This window comes from Streptomyces sp. NPDC048291 (genome assembly GCF_043201715.1).
In the GTDB taxonomy this organism is placed as follows: domain Bacteria; phylum Actinomycetota; class Actinomycetes; order Streptomycetales; family Streptomycetaceae; genus Streptomyces.
The window spans coordinates 210381-227843 of record NZ_JBICZC010000010.1 but is presented as its reverse complement, the minus strand read 5'-3'; the positions used below and the strand labels follow the sequence as shown (position 1 = coordinate 227843).

Below are 17463 nucleotides of genomic sequence, written 5' to 3'. Positions count from 1 at the left end.
TCGTGGCCGAGGACCGCGGGGGTCGTACGGCCGGGGTCACTCCCCCGGGTCAGCGGCCCGGGTACTCCTGGCCGTGCAGGTACATTCCCGCGAGCGTCCGTGCGACGGCCTTGCGGTCCGCCTTGCCGCTGGGTGTCCGGGGCAGTTCCGGCAGTACCGTGACGGAGACGGGTACGGACGGACCGGGCAACAGCTCGGTCAGGGCGGCCAGGGCCCGGCCCGCGTCGAAGGCGGCCTGCTCCGCGTCGACGGTGACGGCGGCCCGCAGCTGGCGGGACCCCTCGGTCACCTCGATCGGAACGCACACGGCTTCCGTGACACCCGGCTGCTCCAGCAGGCAGGCGTCCACCTCCAGCGGGTTCACCCGCACTCCGCGGATCTTCACCTCGTTGTCGGCACGTCCGACGTAGTGGATGACGTCGTCCTCGACACGCACCAGGTCTCCGGTACGGAAGGCCCGGTTGTGGCCGTGAACCGTGCGGTCCAGGGGGACGTACCGTGCCGCGTTGAGGCGCGGCTGGTTGAGGTACCCGAGCGACAGGGGCCGGCCGGCCACCAGGAGCTCCCCCACGTCGGGCTCGCTCCGGTCGACCGGATCGACGATCAGCTCACAGCCCGGCAGCGGACGTCCGATCGGTGGCAGTGTCGGCCAGTTCTCCGGCCGGTCCGGCAGCGTGTAGGCGGTGACCATGGCGGACTCGCTCTGCCCGTAATGGATGTTCAGCCGGCACTCCGGCAAGCGGTCGAAGAAGTCCCGGACCGCCGGGGTGCAGACGAGCTGCTCGCCACCGAGGTTGACCTCCCGGAGCGCGAGACCGTCGAGTGAATCGGCGGCGGCAGCGGCGACGGTGAGCATGTTCAACGCCACGTACGGCAGGAACAGGCGCTCGATCCGGTTGTCCGCCAGCCAGTCGAGCAACGCGATCGGGTCACGGCGCAGCGGCTCGGGCATGATCACCAGTGTTCCGCCGCCGCACAGTGTGCCGAGGACCTCCTGGAACCAGACATCGAAGTTGAGCGGGGTGAACTGGGCGGTGCGCAGGTCCGGCCGCACCGAGTGACTCCGCTGCCATGCCGCCATGTTGTCGATGGAACGGTGCGGCAGCGCGACCCCTTTGGGCAGGCCTGTGGACCCGGAGGTGTAGATGATGTAGACGGGGAGGTCGGGTCGGCACGGGTGCCGGGGCATGGACCCGTCGCCGGGCGTGACCGCGGCCGGCCGGCCGGGAGCCGGTGGTATGCGCAGGGACGGCACGCCGACCGCGAACTCGGGCTCGTGGTCGGCGAACAGCAGCACCTTGGCCCCGCTGTCGGTCTTCATGTACTCCAGTCGCTTCACCGGGTACTCGGCGTCCAGCGGCACGTACGTGGCGCCGATGTGCACCGTGGCGAGCATCGCCGAGACGATCGCGGCACTGCGTACACCGGTGATCGCCACTCGGTCGCCCGGGCGGACTCCCTGTTCCACCAGGACCGCGGCGATGTTCCTGATCCAGAGGGTCAGATCGCCGTAGGTCAGTTCGCGGTCGTTGTCACGGACCGCGATGTCGTCCTGCCGAGTGGCAGCGGTCATGGCCAGTGCCTCGAGCAGGCACGGCGGATCCGCCGGCCCGCCCCACAGCGGGGGGAGCAGGCCGGGCGCGGTCAGCGCTGTCGATTTACTTGCCATCTGCCATCCCTGGGCCGAGGTCGCTCATGAGACCGCCGATCTGCCGCCTGGGCGATACGGGCGGGCTGCGGGTGAGTTCGTCAACGTGGCACTGCTCAATCAGCCGCGGATTTCCGGGCACAGGTGTTCCGTGCACAGGTGTTCCGTCGAATTTTCCTTGCCCCGGATTTTCAGCACGTCCGGCAATCACTCGTGCTGCCACGGCGCAGTTTGTGCCGCGAATCCCTCGCGAATTCCATGACCGTCAAAAGGAGCCTAGCACGAGTGTCCGGCGAGAATAACTCCCGCAGGGGTCTTGCACGGTCCCGAAGGCCGAATATCAGACGACTTCGGCGCGGAGTTTGAGGTCGCCCAATACCGCGCTCAAATCCGCCAGGAGTCCGGGCTCCTCTGCTCTCAGGTAGAAATGCCCGCCGGGCAGCACTCTGAGCCGAAAGGAATCGCGCGTCAGTTCCGCCCACCTGCGCATCTGTTCCGGTGTCACCTCGGAGTCGCTGTCACCGGTGTAGCCGTAGACCGGGCAGTCGAGCAGCGGCCGGCGACCACCGGCGTAGTCGTCGACCAGGTGGTAGTCCGCACGGACCGCGGGCAGGACGATCTCCCGCAGGTCCGGGTCCGCGAAGACCGCCGCGCGACTCGCGTCGAAGCTCACGACATGCGCGATGATCTCCTCGTCCGTGCCCGAGATCATCTGACGGCCGGCCAGCGCATGGGTGGGCCGCCTCCCGGACACGCACAGGGCGGCCGGCGGGCACCCCCGCTCCTGGAAGCGCAGCGCGACCTCGTGCGCCAGTGAGGCACCCATGCTGTGCCCGAACAGCACCAGGCGGTGCCGGGTCAGCTCCTGGAGCGCGTCGGCGATGTCGTCCGCCAGGGCCTCCAGCCGTGGCGGGAACGGATCACCGAACCGGTCCTCCCGGCCCGGGTACCGGACGGCGAGCACGCCGACGTCCGACGACAGGCGCCCGGCCCACGTGCGGTATGCGCTCGCCCCGGCGCCGGCGGCGGGGAAGCAGACGAGCTTCGTCTCGCACCGGTCGTCGTCGCGGTAGCGGCGCACCCACCGCTCTTCCACCGCACTGCTCATCGAGGGGCTCCCTTTCTCTCGTCTTCTATCGCCTTCCCTCGGCGTCTCACGCCGTGCGCCGGGCGACGATGGAGTCGACGATCTCGCCGCTTCGCACCGCGATGTTCGACAGCAGCGAGGAGGTCAGACCGTGGGTGTGCTCGGTGCCGCCCTGGAGATAGATGCCGCACCGCGACTCGGGGGAGGTGACGATGCGGTAGTCGCGCTCCACCCGGTAGCGGCCCGCCTCGTCACGCAGGCAGAACCGGTCCAGATCGCCGAGCAGGCCCGTGGGCTCCATCGCGTCGTAGCCCGTCGCGCAGACGAGTACGTCGACGTTGAGCTCGCGTACCTCGGCGTCAGGGCCCGACTGCAGCGAGACGCGGGTCTCGGTGCCGACCCGTTTCACCCCGGTGACCATGGTCAGGTTGAGGAACTCCAGGCGGCTGACGCCGTGCACGTCCTCGTCGTACGACCTGCGGTACAGCTCCCTGATCACGTCGCCGTCGACGACCGAGTAGTTCGTGTTGCGGTGGTAGCGCCAGAACGCCCCCCGCGTCTGCTCGGTGCCGAAGTAGTAGTCGTCGACGGCTCCGGGGTCGAAGATCTGGTTGGCGAACGGGGTGTCGTCGGCGACGGAGTACCCGTAGGACGGGACGGCCGCGAACACCTGGGCGTGCGGCAGGTCGTCGTACAGGAACCTGGTGATCTCGGCGGCGCTCTGGCCCGCTCCGGCCACCGCGACCCGGCGCAGTTCCCGCGGGTCGGTACGGCGGTACTTCTCCAGGAACTCGGAACTGTGCCAGACCCGCTCGTCGCGCTCGGTCCCCGCGGGCATGCTCGGTACCAGACCCGTCGAGATCACCACGTTCCGCGCCTCGATCACGCGGCCGGCCCGGCCGGTGGCATCCGTCACCTCCAGCAGCAGCCGGTCCGGAGAGGTGGCGGTACTCGACGGCTGCCGGATCGACGTCACCTCCGAGCCGTACACGACGCGGTCGGCGACCCGTGCCTGCGCCCACTCGAGGTACTGGTGGAACTCCTGGCGGGTGGGAAAGAAGTCCTGGTTGTTGACGAACCGCGGAAGCCGGCCCGACGCGTGCAGGAAGGCGATGAAGCTGAAACTCGACGTCGGATTGCGGAAGGTGACCAGATCCTTGAGGAAGGATATCTGCATGGTCGCGGACGGCAGCAGCATGTTGCGGTGCCAGCCGAAAGAGCTCTGGCGCTCGAAGAAGACGGCGCTCATCTCGTTGCCCGGACCGCTCGCCGCATACTCTTCCAGGGCGATGGCGAGCGACAGGTTGGAGGGACCGAACCCGATGCCGACCACATCGTAGATCTCGTGCTCACGATTCCTCATACAGAATTCTCCCGCTGGCATGGCTGCACGGTGCGCGGTGCGCGTTCCTGTCTCCGACCGGTAATCATCCGCTCCAAGAATGGCCCACGTCCGGGCGAGCTGACATTTCCATCGGTCGTCCGGTCAACCTAGACCCGGCGCTGTGAACCGTTCAAGTACGCCGTTTTCGGCCGGTGTATTCGTGTCCCGTCAGCGGGACACGAATACACACGTAATTCCGTTCTCAGAGGAGTTCGCCGTCCTTCGTCCTCCTGCCGAGGGCCGGCCTGTCGGACCGGGCGAACCCCTGGTGGCGGTCCGAGAGGCCGGCGATGGTGCGTGCCGCGAACAAGGTACGGATGGACACCTCGAGGTTCAGCTCCGCGCGGATGAGCCCCACCAGCCTGATCGCGCGCACCGAGTTGCCGCCCAGGTCGAAGAAGTCGTCGTCGATGCCCACCCGGTCCAGTTCGAGCGCGTCGGCGAACGCGTCGGCCAGGACCTGCTCGGTCCGGTTGCGCGGTGCCCGGTACCGTCCGTCGTCGAACGCGGGATCCGGCAGTGCGGCCCGGTCCACCCTCCCTGCGGGGGTGACCGGCAGACGGTCCAGCACGACGAACACCGACGGCACCATGAACTCCGGCAGCCGCTCCGCGGCGAAGCGGCGCAGTCCGTCCGCGAGGCCGGCCGCTTGCCCGGCGCCTCCGGCCGGGACCGCGTACGCCACCAGCCGCTGCTGACCGACGTCGTCCCCGCTGCCGACCACCACCGACTGTGCCAGTCCCGGGTACCCGGACAGCACCTCCTCGATCTCGGCCGGTTCGACCCGGACACCGCGTATCTCCGTCGGGGTGCCGGCTCGGCCCACGTACTCGACGACGCCGTCGGCACCCCGGCGCACCCGGTCCCCCGTTCGGTACATCAGCCCGCCGGGCGGACCGAACGGACAGGCGACGAACCGCTCCGCGGTCGCTCCGGGGCGCCCGGGGCGGCCACGCGCCACACCTGCGCCGGCGACGTACAGCTCGCCGGTCACACCCACGGGGACCGGCGCCAGGCCCGGCCCCAGCACGTAGAGGGCGGTGCCGTCCATCGGGCGGCCGACCGCGCCCGCGTGGGGCGACGGTGTGCCCGGAGCCAGGCGGTGGGCGGCGGCGAACACGGTCGTCTCCGCGGGACCGTGAGCGTGCACGACCGTCAGCTCGGGACAGGCCTCGCGCACCCGCCGTACCGCGGTCGCGGAGACGTGGTCGCCGCCGGTCCAGACCTCGCGCAACCCGGCTACGCCGGCGGGGCGTTCCGCCGCGACGGCCGAGAACAGCGCCGCGGGCAGCCACACCGTGGTGCACTCGGGCTCTGCCCGGAACCCGCTGAGCGCATCGCCGTCCGGCTCACCCTCGGGAGCCAGGAGCACCCGGCCGCCGTTCAGCAGCGGCACCCACAGTTCGAGAGGGAGCGCATCGGAGGTGGGCGGCGAGTGCCACAGCACGGTGCCACGGCCGCCCTCGCGCCACTGGCGATCCATGACGAAGCGCTCCATGTTCCGGTGGGTGACGGCCACTCCGGTGACCGCACCGCTTGGGTCGCAGCCGTACATCACGGCCAGCAGACCGTCACCGCGCAAGGAGAGCCGCGTCTCCCCGGCAGCGTCACCGTCACCGTCGGCGGTCCGCGACCGGAGATCGTCGAACAGAACCGTCGGCACGTCCAGATCGGCCGAGAGCCGTTCGGCGGTCGGCGCGTCCGTGAGCAGCATGCGGACTCCGGAGTCTGCGGCCACCGGCCGGATCCGGTCCGCGGGGGACCCGGGGTCGACCGGCAGGTAGGCCCCGCCGGCCTTCACCACCCCGAGCAGCGCGACGGCGAGGTCCACCGACCGCGGCATCGCCACCGCCACGACCGTCTCGGTTCCGACGCCGTACCGCCGGCGCAGCGTCTCGGCCAGGCGACTCGACCGCGTGTCCAGCTCCCGGTAGGTGACGGCGGAATCGCCTGTGACCACCGCGACGGCCTCGGGATCCCGTTCCGCCTGGCGGGCGAACAGCTCCGGCACCGTCAGCTCCGGTACCGTCAGCCCCGGCACCTGAGCCCGCGTGTCGCCGGACACCGACAGCACCTGCTCCCGGCCGGCGCCGGCCGGCGCGTCGAGCGCGCCGACCGGCCGGGAGACCGCGGCCGTCACGGCCCGGATGTACGCGATCAGGTCCTCTCCGACGACACGCAGCTCCGCGCCAGAGTAGAGGCCCGCGGGGGCGTCGAGACGGATGAACAGGTCGCTGTCGGCACTCCCGTCGGTATAGACGCCGATCGACAGCTCGTCGAAGGCGCCGATCGTCGCCCCGAGGTGACGCGCCGGGCTGCCGGCGAAACGGAGCTGTTCCGCGAACTCGACGACGTTCAGGACGACGCCGAATCCACTGCGGCCGCTCAGGACGGTTCCGCTCGCGCGCTGGATGTCCGAGTAGTGGCAGGCGGTGTGGTCGAAGACCTCGTACGTCTCGTCGACGATCGCGTCGGCGATCTCGGTGAAGGCCGCGTCGAGCGGAACCTTCGCCCGTACCGGCACCACGTTCACCGCCAGACCGGGCGTCCTGCCCGCCGCCCCGGCCCGGTTGGCCACGGCCAGGGAGAGCAGGAACTCCGGACGGTCGCAACGGTGCCGGAAGAACACCGCCGCCGCGGCGGCCAACAGCGACGCCGTCCACACGCCCATGGACTTCGCGGTCTCCGTCCACGCGTCCGCCTCGGCACGCGGAACGCTCAGGGTCCGGCTCGTCATGCCGATGGAGTCGGCCAACCGCGACCAGCGGTCGGCGTCGCTCACCGGTTCGGAGAGCGCGGAGCGCAGCGCCTCGGACAGGGCGACGCCCGGAATCCGCGCGGGCGCGGGCGCGTCGGCCAGGTAGGTGCGCCAGAACTCCAGGTCGTCGGCGAACGTCTGCGAGGCGCGGTACTCGGTCGCCTGGGCGGCGAACGACTCGGCATCCCATGGATGCGGCAGTTCCGGTACCTGCGAGCCCCGCGCCAGCGCCGTGTAGACCTCGGCGAGGCGCCGCGACAGCAGGCCGCCCGCGCCGTACCCGTCCGAGACGAGGTGGTGGTAGCCGATCACGACGAGAGAGCGGGCCGCCGAGAGCCTGACCACGCCCAGTCTGAGCAGCAGATCGTTCTCGAGGTCGAACGGCTGCCCCACGATGTCGGCCAGCGCGCCGCGGGCCGCCTCCTCCGGGTCGGCCGAGTCGCTGAGATCCATGAAGAACGGGCGCCAGGGCCCCAGCTCCCGGGGCACCTGGCGCAGTTCGCCGTCTTCGTCGACGAAGTTGACACGCAGTACCTCGGCCTCCGCCAGAACATGACGGAATGCGGAATCCATCACCGCGGCGTCCAGCTCTCCGTCCACATCCCACATGAACAGCGCGTGGTTCAGCGTGTCGGGGGACATTTTCTGCGCCAGCCACAACCCTTTTTGCGCAGACGACGTACCGAGCGAACGCACACGGATCATCTCCTCAGCAGACTGGCGCGGATTCCATGGGAATTCATAGATCAATTCCACCCTCACAGGTGCGGCACGCCCGGTCAAGACAACAGGGTGCGGGTGCCGGACACCCCGATCAGGAACTCACGGTGTCCCGTCGACGGGACGGCCCTGCGGGACGGAAAGGCGGCCGGCATGCGGTGGGATCACCGCGAATCGCCTTCGGTCATCGAGGACACGATGTACGCGGCGACCCTTCTCGGGGACGGGTACCGTAACACCAGATTCGCCCTCAGCCTGAGTCCGGTCGACGCGGCCAGGCGTTTGCTCAGCTGCACCGACAGCAGCGAGTCGAATCCGAGGTCCTTGAACTCGCGGTCGGGGTCGACGGCTTGTGCGGAGGGGTGCCCGAGGACGACGGCGACCCTTTCGAGCACGTGGTCCAGCACGAGTGTGTCCCGCTCCCCGTCGGGAAGGGCGGTGATCCTGTCCCGCAGCGGAACGAGGTGATCGCCGTCCGGGGGCGGCTCCGCCGCGGGTGCCTCCACGTCGACCGCGGTGCGCGCGGAGTTCAGCCAGTGGCGGCGCCGCTGGAACGCGTAGGTCGGCAGTTCCACCCTGCTGCGGTCCCCGAACACGGCGTGCCAGTCCACGTGCCCGCCCTGGGTGTGCAGTTGGGCCAGTGAGCCGACCACGGACTCGGATTCCCCCCGGTCCCGTCGTGACGAGGAGAGGACCACGGCGTCGTCCAATTCCTCGACCATTTCCTGCACCGGCAGCGTCAGAACGGGATGCGGGCTCATCTCGATGAACACCCGGAAGCCGTCCTCGGTCAGTCGCCGGACCGAGGACTCGAAGAGAACCTTTTCCCGCAGGTTGTTGTACCAGTATTCACCGGTCAGCTCCGCGGTGTCGGTTGTCGCGCCGTACAGAGTCGAATAGAAGGGAAGTTCCGACGTCTTCGGACTCACCTCGGAGAGCAGTCCGACGACCTGGTCGCGGACCCGGTCCACCTGGACCGAATGCGAGGCGTAGTCAACCGATATCCTGCGGGCCTGCGTCCCCTCGGCTTTCATCTTCGCGACGAATTCGTCGAGTGCGTCCGTCTCCCCGGAGACCACGACCGAGCGGGGTCCGTTGACGACGGCGACGCTCAGCCGGTCCTGCCACGGAGCGAGATGTGCCGCCACCACGTCCGCCGACTCCGCGACCGATGCCATCCCACCGTGCCCGATCAAGGTCTCCAGAGCCTTGCTGCGGAGCGCCACGACCCGCGCCGCGTCCCGCAGCGACAGCGCACCGCACACGTGGGCGGCGGCTATCTCGCCCTGGCTGTGCCCCACCACCGCGGCCGGTTCCACACCCCACGAACGCCACAGCCCGGCCAGGGACACCATCACCGCGAACAGCGCCGGCTGCACCACGTCCACCCGCTCCAGGGTCGGCGCGCCCTCGGCACCGCGCACCACATCGAGAAGCGACCAGTCGACCCACTCGGCCAGGGCATCCGCGCACGCGTCCAGGCTCCGGGCGAAGACGGGGAAGGTCTCGTACAACTGCCGCCCCATACCCGCCCACTGCGACCCCTGCCCCGGAAACATGAAGACCGTGCCGCCCAGATCCCGGGCGACCCCCCGCACCACCCCGGCCGACTCCGCACCCGTGCCCAGCGCCGTCAGACCACCGAGCAACTCCTCCCGGCCCCCGCCCAGCACCACGGCGCGATGCTCGAACCCCGACCGCTCCGACACCAACGACCAGCCCACGTCCGCGACATCCGCCGCCCCACCGGCCACGTGATCCCGCAGCCGCACCGCCTGCGCCCGCAGCGCCTCCTCCGACCGCCCCGACAGCACCCACGGCACCACCCCGCCCGGAACCCGCCCCACGACCGCGGCCCCCGCCGGCTGTGCCGCGTCCTCCTCGGGCGCCTCCTCCAGAATCACGTGCGCGTTGGTACCGCTGACGCCGAACGACGACACTCCGGCCCGGCGCGGTCCGTCCGCCCTCTCCCACACACGCCCCTCCACCAGCAACCGGAGCGCACCGGTGGACCAGTCCACATGGTGTGAGGGCACCTGCGCGTGCAGCGTCCGCGGCAGGAAGCCGTGACGCATGGCCATCACCGTCTTGATGATCCCGCCGACCCCGGCCGCCGCCTGGGCATGACCTATGTTCGACTTCAGGGATCCCAGCCACAGGGGCCTGCCCTCGGCCCGGTCCTGCCCGTAGGCCGCGAGCAGGGCGCCCGCCTCGATCGGATCCCCCAGCACGGTTCCGGTGCCGTGGGCCTCGACCACGTCCACCTCCGCGGCGGCCACGCCCGCGCTCGCCAACGCCTTCCTGATCACCTTCTCCTGGGCGAGGCCGTTGGGTGCGGTCAGGCCGTTGCTGGCGCCGTCCTGGTTCACCGCGGAGCCGCGGACGACGGCCAGTACGGGGTGGCCGTTGCGACGGGCGTCGGAGAGCCGCTCCAGCAGCAGCATGCCGACCCCCTCGGCCCACCCGGTACCGTCGGCACCGTCCGCGAAGGACTTGCACCTGCCGTCGGCCGAGAGGCCGCGCTGCCGGGAGAACTCCACGAAGATCGCGGGCGTCGACATCACCGACACACCGCCCGCCAGCGCGAGCGAGCACTCGCCCGAGTGCAGCGACCGCATCGCCATGTGCAGGGCCACCAGCGACGACGAGCACGCCGTGTCCACCGACACCGCAGGTCCGGTGAGACCCAGTTCGTATGCCACCCGCCCGGAGGCGACACTCGGAGCGCTGCCGTGCAGCAGGTAGCCCTCCAGTTCGCTCTTGCTCCCCTCCAGGAAGCGGGACCCGTACTCGGAGGAGCTCACCCCGACGAAGACACCGACGTCGGCACCGCGCACGGCGGCGGGAACGATGCCCGCCCGTTCGAGGGCCTCCCACGACGTCTCCAGCAGCAGGCGCTGTTGCGGGTCCATGGCCAACGCCTCACGCGGACTGATGCCGAAGAAGTCGGCGTCGAAGCCGGCCACGTCGGTCAGGAAACCGCCGTGCCGTACATAGGAACCGCCGACGGTGTCGGGATCCGGGTCGTACAGGTCCGGCCAGCCGCGATCCGCCGGGAACTCGTCCACGGCGTCCACGCCGCCGCGGACCAGCTCCCACAGATCCTCGGGCGACGCCACCCCCGCCGGGAAGCGACACGCCATGCCCACCAGGGCGATCGGCTCGCCGCGGCCGGACTTCAGCGCGTCGACCTCCTGCCGGAGGCGGTCCCGCTCCCGCAACACCGTGCGCAGCGCCCGTTCGACCCGGTCCCGGCCGTCCGCCGGGTGATCCGCGGAGGTTTCCATGTCACTCGCCCCTCTCGTCCAGCGCCAGATCGACCAGTGCGTCCAGGTCCATCGCGGCCAGTTCGCCACCGGCGGCCGACGGGGCCGCCGGCTGTCCGTCGGGCTGCGCCCCGGCCGGGGCGGCGCACGCCAGGACCAGTTCCAGGACACCCGCGCTCCGTAGCCTGTCGATCGAGACGTTCCGCAGCGCTTCCCGGATCTCCGCGTCGTCGTCGGGGCCCGTGGTCCGTTCCGGCCGCAGCCGGTCGCAGATGTGTGCGCCCAGCTCGCGTGGGGTGGGGTAGCTGAAGACGAGGGTGGACGGCAGCCGCAGCCCGGTCGAGGAGGCCAGCCGGTTGCACAGTTCGACAGAGGTCAGCGAGTCGAATCCGAGCTGGGTGAACGGCTGGTCGGCGTCGACGGCCGCGCTGGAGGAGTGCCCGAGCACGACGGCGGCCTGCTCCCGGACCCACTCCAGCACGGCCGCCTCCGCCTCGCCCTCGGACAGGCCCGCCAGCCGGGCGGGCAGGCCGAGGGCTCCGCCGCCCCGGGCCCCGCGCGGGCGGTCGGGGCGTCGGCGGCCGCCTCCGGTGAGGCCGCTCAGGATGTCCGGCAGGTCGCCGCCGGTCCTCTTCCGCAGCGTGGGGAGGTCCATCCGGGCGGGGATGAGCACGGGTTTGTCGAGCACGCACGCCGAGTCGAAGAGGCCCAGGGCCTCGGACGTGGGCATCTCGGCGACGCCCATCCGCCGCACCCGTGCGAGGTCGGCATGGTCCAGGTGCCCGGTCATGCCGCTGCGCTGCTCCCACCAGCCCCAGCAGAGCGACATGCCGACCAGTCCTGACGCCCTGCGCAGTGCCGCCAGGCCGTCCAGGAACCCGTTCGCGGCGGCGTAGTTCGCCTGCCCTCCGGTCCCGAGCGTGCCGGCCAGCGCGGAGAACAGGACGAACGCCGACAGCGGACGATCCCGGGTCAGCTCGTGCAGGTTGACCGCGCCGCCGACCTTGGCGCGCAGCGCGCGGCCGAGGCTCTCGCCCGTCAGCGACTCGACCGTACCGTCCGCCAGCGCGCCCGCCGCGTGCACGACCGCCGTCAGCGGGTACCCGGGGGGCATGCTCGCCAGCAGGTCCGCCACGGCGGCCCGGTCGGCGACGTCGCAAGCCACGACCCCGACGGTCGCTCCCGCCCCCTCCAGGTCCGCGACCAGTTCGGGTGCTCCGTCGGCGGACATGCCCCGACGGCTCGCCAGCACCAGGCTCCGTACCCCGTGTTCGGCGACGAGATGGCGCGCCACGACCGAACCCACTCCCCCGGTCCCGCCGGTGACCAGGACGGTGCCGCCGCCGAAGCCGCTGCCCAGGTCGAGGACGATCTTCCCGACATGGCGGCCCTGGCTCATCTCGCGAAACGCCTTGCGCGCGTCGCGGACGTTCCGGACGGCGATCGGGTTCAGCCGTACCCGTCCGTCGGCGAAGAGTTCCATGACGTCCCGGAACATCTGCCCGATCAGGTCCGGGCCCGCGTCGTAGAGGTCGAAGGCCCGGTAGTCGACTCCCGGGTGGTCGGCCGCGACCTGCCGGTGGTCCCTGATGTCCGTCTTGCCCATCTCGATGAAGCTCCCGCCCTCGGGCAGCAGCCTCAGCGAGGCGTCGACGAAGCCGTGCGCAAGGGAGTTCAGCACCACGTCCACGCCGTGGCCGCCGGAGGACTCCAGGAACCTCTGCTCGAAGTCGAGGCTCCGCGACGAGGCCAGGTGCCGGTCGTCCAGACCCAGCCGGCGCAGGGCGGGCCACTTGGCGGGGCTCGCGGTGCCGTACACCTCGGCACCGACGTGTCTCGCCAGCTGAACGGCGGCCGTCCCGACGCCGCCCGCCGCGGCGTGCACGAGAATCCGCTGTCCCTTTTCGAGTCGCTTCAGGTGGAAGAGCGCGTAGTAGGCGGTGAGAAAGGCGCCCGGAACGGAGGCGGCCTCGGCGTAGCTCCATCCGTCGGGTACGGGCCTGAGCAGACGCCGGTCGGCGACGGCCACAGCGCCGAAGGCGCCCGGGAAGATGCCCATCACGCGGTCGCCCGGCGCCAGATCGGTGACGTCGTCCGCCACCTCCAGCACGCTTCCGGCGCCCTCGCTGCCCAGGCCGGCGTCGATGCCCGTCCGCTCCACCAGTCCCAGGGCGATCGTGATGTCCCGGAAGTTGAGCCCTGCGGCGTGCACGGCGATGCGGACCTGCCCGCTCGACAAAGGCTCCGCAACCTCGGGACAGGGCAGCCACGTCAGGTTCTCCAGCGTTCCCCTGCGCAGGATGCCCAGCCGGTGGGCACCGGCCGCGGGTGGCTCGATCCGGTTGTCCACGGGTGCGGCCGGGGTCATGCGGGGGGCGAGGCACGTGCCGTGGCGCAGGGCCAGCTGGTCCTCGCCGAACGCGAGCGCGCCCGGGACTCCTGCCCACGACTCCTTGGCGTCGTCGATGTCCACCAGCCGGAACCTGCCGGGGTGTTCGGTCTGCGCGGACCGGACCAAGCCCCACACCGAGGCGCCGGCCAGGCTTTCGGTTCTCTCGCCGCCACCGGTGTCGAGCGCCAGCCGGGTGAGCACCACGAGGGTGGTTCCGGCGAGCCGCTGCGCGGCGAGGAACCGCTGGATCCAGTCCAGTACCCGCGCGTCCGCGCCCTCGACCGTGCCGAGCAGATCGGGGCCGGATGTGACGAAGTCGTCCAGGCAGAGGACGACGTACGGGGGCGCTTCGCCGGTGAGGACCTCGTCCATGGAAGCGTGGACCGGCACTTGCTCGCCCACCGCGTCGCCAAGTCGCGCGGCCAGGCCGTGTTCGGCGCCGAGCAGGGCCCACCGCCCGGCGCCGGACTCCGACCGGCTCATCTGGACCGGCTGCCAGCCCAGTTCGTACAGCGGCTGCTCCGGTCCGCCGCGCAGCGCGCGCAGTTGTCCGGCGTTCACCGGCCGGAACGTCAGCGCTCCGACCTGGGCGACCGGCCGGCCGTGCTCGTCGGCTACCGCCACGGACACCGCGTCCTCGCCGGCCGGGGAGATCCTGATCCGCACGGTGGCCCCGCACGGCCCGACCTGTTCCACCCCGGACCAGGAGAAGGGCAGCCAACCCCGGCCGTCCGCCGTGTCGACGACGCCGCCGGCCACCACCGCGTGCAGGACGGAGTCGAACAGGACCGGATGCAGGGCGAACCCGTCGTCGGCCGTGCCGTCGTCGGCCGTGCCGTCGGCGGTCGGCGGCAGCGTGGCCGTCGCGAAGAGGTCGTCGCCGCGCCGCCACACCTCGCGCAGCCCGCGGAAGGCAGGCCCGTAGTCGAAACCCGCCTCGGCGAAGGTCTCGTAGAGGTCGTCGATGCCGACCCGCTCCGCCGCGGCAGGTGGCCATACCCCGAGGGAGGGTGTGTCCCCGGTCCGCGCGGCGCCGGGTGCCAGGTACCCGCTCGCGTGCCGGGTCCAGCCGTCGGCGGTTCGGCCGTCCTCCCCCGGGTGCGAGTGCACGACCAGGGAGCGGCGTCCTGTCGTGTCCGGGACTCCGACGACGACCCGCACCCGCACCTCGCTCGTCGCGGGCAGGGTCAGGGGTGCTTCCAGGGTCAGCTCCTCGACGGCCTCGCACCCCACGTGGCCGCCCGCCCACAGCGCCAGGTCGAGATGGGCCGTCGCGGGTACGACGGCCGCGCCGAACACGGCGTGGTCGGCCAGCCACTCATGGGTCCGCACGGACCACAGACCGGTGAACGCCACCTCGTCGGTGCCGGGGTGGTCCACGACGGCGCCGAGCAGCGGATGCCCGGGGGCCGTCAGCCCGGCCGCGGCCACGCCGGCCCGGTCCGTGCCGGCGAGGAGGTCCAGCCAGTACCGGTGCCGCTGGAACGCGTACGTCGGCAGGTCGACCCTGCTGCGGGCTCCGAACCAGGCGGCCCAGTCCACGGCGCCGCCACGGACATGGAACCGGGCCAGCGCGCTCACCACCGTCCGCACGGGGTCACGGTCGCGGCGCGACGCCGACAGGACCACGGCGTCGTCCGCCCCCAACCGGGCGAACATCTCCTTGGCGATGCCCGCGAGGGACGATCCCGGTCCCAGTTCGAGGAAGACGTCGGCGCCGGCCGCTCGGGCGTGCTCCACCGCGGCGGAGAAGAGGACGGGCTCACGGACGTGGTGCGCCCAGTGCGACACGGAGGTGAGTTCCGCGGGCGTGGCCTCGCGGCCCAGTCTCGTCGACACGACCGGGATCGTCGTGCGGCCGGCGGGGAGGTCGCCGACCGCCTCGGTGAACTCGTCCAGGATCGTGTCCATGAGCGGGGAGTGGAACGCGTGGTCGACGTCGAGCGGTTTCGCCGGGACGCCTTCGGCGGCGAGCCGCTCCCGGAGGGCGACGATCTCGTCGCGGCTGCCGGAGACCACCACGGACTCCGGGCCGTTCACGGCGGCGACCCCGATGCGGTCGTACGGGCCGAGCAGGGCGTTCACGTGTGCTTCGGTGGCACGCACCGACAGCATGGCACCGGGTTCGGTGACCGTCTGCATGATCTGGCCGCGGGCGGCCACCAGCCTGGTCGCACTCTCCAGGTCGAGGGCGCCGGACACATGGGCGGCGGCTATCTCGCCCACCGAGTGGCCGATCAGGTGATCCGGCCGGCCGCAGTAGTGCTCCATGAGCCGGTACAGGCCGACCTGCAGGGCGAACAGCGCCGGCTGCGCGATGTCGGTGCGCCGCGCCTCGGCCTGTGCGAGCTCGTCGGCGAGCAGGAGGGGCTTCAGGGCGAAGGGCAGGTGGGTGTCGAAACGCTCGCACACGTCGTCGACGCTCTGCGCGAAGACGGGGAAGGCGTCGTACAAGCGCCGTCCCACACCGGCCCACCGCGCCCCCTGCCCGGGGAACATGAAGACCGTGCCGCCCAGGTCTCGCGCGACACCGCGCACCACCCCGGCGGACTCCGCTCCCTCACCCAGCGCGGCCAGACCGTCCAGCAGCTCCTCCCGGCCCCGGCCCAGGACCACCGCGCGGTGCTCGAACCCGGCCCGGGCCGACACCAGCGACCACCCGACGTCCGCGAGGTCGGCCTCCGTGTCGACCGCGAAGTCGCGCAGCTTCGCGGCCTGCTCCCGCAGCGCCGCCTCCGACCGAGCCGACACCGCCCAGGACACCAGCCCGCCCGGCACCGGCCCGCCGACGCCGGCCGCCGTCTCCGCCGCGGGCGCCTCCTCCAGGATCACGTGCGCGTTGGTGCCGCTGGCCCCGAAGGCGGACACGCCCGCGCGTCGGGGCCGTCCCGGGGCACTCGGCCACTTCATCGCCCCGGTCAGCAGTTCCACCGCCCCGGCCGACCAGTCCACACGGGTGGTCGGGCGGTCCACGTGCAGCGTCCTGGGCATCGTCCGGTGCCGCATCGCCATGATCATCTTGATCAGCCCGCCGACACCCGCCGCCGCCTGCGCGTGACCGATGTTGGACTTCAGGGATCCGAGCCACAGTGGCCGGTCGGGATCCCGGTCCTGGCCGTAGGTCGCCAGCAGCGCCTGCGCCTCGATCGGATCGCCGAGGGTCGTCCCGGTCCCGTGTGCCTCCACCACGTCGACGTCGCTCGCCCGCACCCGGGCGTTCTCCAACGCCGCCCGGATCACCCGCTGTTGTGCCGGTCCGCTCGGCGCGGTCAGGCCGTTGGACGCCCCGTCCTGGTTGACCGCCGAGCCCCGGATCACCGCCCAGATCCGCCGCCCGTTGCGCCGCGCGTCCGACAGCCGCTCCAGCACCAGGACCCCGGCCCCCTCGGAGAAGCCGGTGCCGTCGGCCGCGTCGGCGAACGCCTTGCATCGGCCGTCCGCCGCCAGGCCCCGCTGCCGGGACATCTCCCGGAACACCTGTGTCGTCGCCATGACGGTGACGCCTCCGGCCAGGGCCAGCGTGCACTCGCCCTGCCGCAGGGACTGCACCGCCTGGTGCACCGCCACCAGGGACGACGAGCACGCCGTGTCCAGCGAGACCGCGGGGCCCTCCAGGCCCAGCGCGTACGCCACGCGCCCGGACGCCACGCTCAGCAGGGAACCCGTCTGCCCGTAGCCCGCGATGGCCTCGGGGGTGACGTGGTGGTTCCCGTATCCGAAGTACGCCAGACCGGCGAAGACGCCGGTGGCGGTGGCGCGCAGGCTGTGCGGGTCGATGCCGGCCCGTTCGAGCGACTCCCACGAGGTCTCCAGCAGCAACCGGTGCTGGGGGTCGGCCGCCAGTGCCTCTCGTGGGTGGATCCCGAAGAACTCGGCGTCGAAGTCGCCGGCGTCGTGCACGAAGCCGCCTGAGCGCGTGTAACAGGTCCCCGGCCGGTCCGGATCCGGGTCGTACAGCGCCCGCAGGTCCCAGTTCCGGTCCTCCGGGAAGCCGGACACCGCGTCCCTGCCCGCCCGCACCAGCTCCCACAGCGCCTCCGGGGACGTCGCCCCGCCCGGAAAACGGCAGGCGGCCCCCACCACCGCGACGGGCTCGGCGGTCGCCGCCGTCAGCTCTTCGAGCCGCCGACGGGTATCGAACAGTTCGATCGAGGTCCGCTTGAGATAGTCGAGAAGTCCGGCGTCGTCGTCGTTCGTCATCGCTCTCC

Annotated in this window: 6 protein-coding genes; all 6 read right to left on the bottom strand. The window is 71.6% G+C overall.

All coding sequences use genetic code 11. The features are described from left to right. Positions 1 to 49: 49 nt before the first annotated feature. The 6 genes from ACGF5O_RS27200 to ACGF5O_RS27175 all read right to left on the bottom strand — a co-directional run bounded on the left by ACGF5O_RS27200 (position 50) and on the right by ACGF5O_RS27175 (position 17455). On the bottom strand, positions 50 to 1573 hold the full coding sequence (locus ACGF5O_RS27200; RefSeq protein WP_393812487.1) for an AMP-binding protein: 1524 nt from the start codon (positions 1571 to 1573) through the stop codon (positions 50 to 52). A gap of 415 nt (positions 1574 to 1988) precedes the next feature. Then, positions 1989 to 2756 carry a thioesterase II family protein gene (locus ACGF5O_RS27195; RefSeq protein WP_393812486.1) on the bottom strand — a complete coding sequence of 256 codons (768 nt, stop codon included), beginning with the start codon at positions 2754 to 2756 and terminating at the stop codon, positions 1989 to 1991. 46 nt (positions 2757 to 2802) lie between these two features. Continuing rightward, positions 2803 to 4098, bottom strand: a complete 1296-nt coding sequence (locus ACGF5O_RS27190; RefSeq protein WP_393812485.1) for a lysine N(6)-hydroxylase/L-ornithine N(5)-oxygenase family protein — start codon at positions 4096 to 4098, stop codon at positions 2803 to 2805. Between the two features lie 223 nt (positions 4099 to 4321). Beyond that, positions 4322 to 7582: an AMP-binding protein gene (locus tag ACGF5O_RS27185; protein ID WP_393812484.1), complete on the bottom strand. Its 3261-nt coding sequence runs from the start codon at positions 7580 to 7582 to the stop codon at positions 4322 to 4324. A 179-nt stretch (positions 7583 to 7761) separates the two neighbouring features. Next, on the bottom strand, positions 7762 to 10884 hold the full coding sequence (locus ACGF5O_RS27180) for a type I polyketide synthase (protein WP_393812483.1): 3123 nt from the start codon (positions 10882 to 10884) through the stop codon (positions 7762 to 7764). 1 nt (position 10885) lies between these two features. Next, positions 10886 to 17455 carry a type I polyketide synthase gene (locus ACGF5O_RS27175; RefSeq protein ID WP_393812482.1) on the bottom strand — a complete coding sequence of 2190 codons (6570 nt, stop codon included), beginning with the start codon at positions 17453 to 17455 and terminating at the stop codon, positions 10886 to 10888. Positions 17456 to 17463: the final 8 nt, after the last annotated feature.

What these genes read in the sequence shown, in the direction of transcription:
- ACGF5O_RS27180 (WP_393812483.1), bottom strand. Translation starts at nt 10,884, where the DNA reads ATGGAAACCTCCGCGGATCACCCGGCGGACGGCCGGGACCGGGTCGAA.
- ACGF5O_RS27185 (WP_393812484.1), bottom strand. Translation starts at nt 7,582, where the DNA reads ATGATCCGTGTGCGTTCGCTCGGTACGTCGTCTGCGCAAAAAGGGTTG.
- ACGF5O_RS27195 (WP_393812486.1), bottom strand. Translation starts at nt 2,756, where the DNA reads ATGAGCAGTGCGGTGGAAGAGCGGTGGGTGCGCCGCTACCGCGACGAC.
- ACGF5O_RS27200 (WP_393812487.1), bottom strand. Translation starts at nt 1,573, where the DNA reads ATGACCGCTGCCACTCGGCAGGACGACATCGCGGTCCGTGACAACGAC.
- ACGF5O_RS27190 (WP_393812485.1), bottom strand. Translation starts at nt 4,098, where the DNA reads ATGAGGAATCGTGAGCACGAGATCTACGATGTGGTCGGCATCGGGTTC.
- ACGF5O_RS27175 (WP_393812482.1), bottom strand. Translation starts at nt 17,455, where the DNA reads ATGACGAACGACGACGACGCCGGACTTCTCGACTATCTCAAGCGGACC.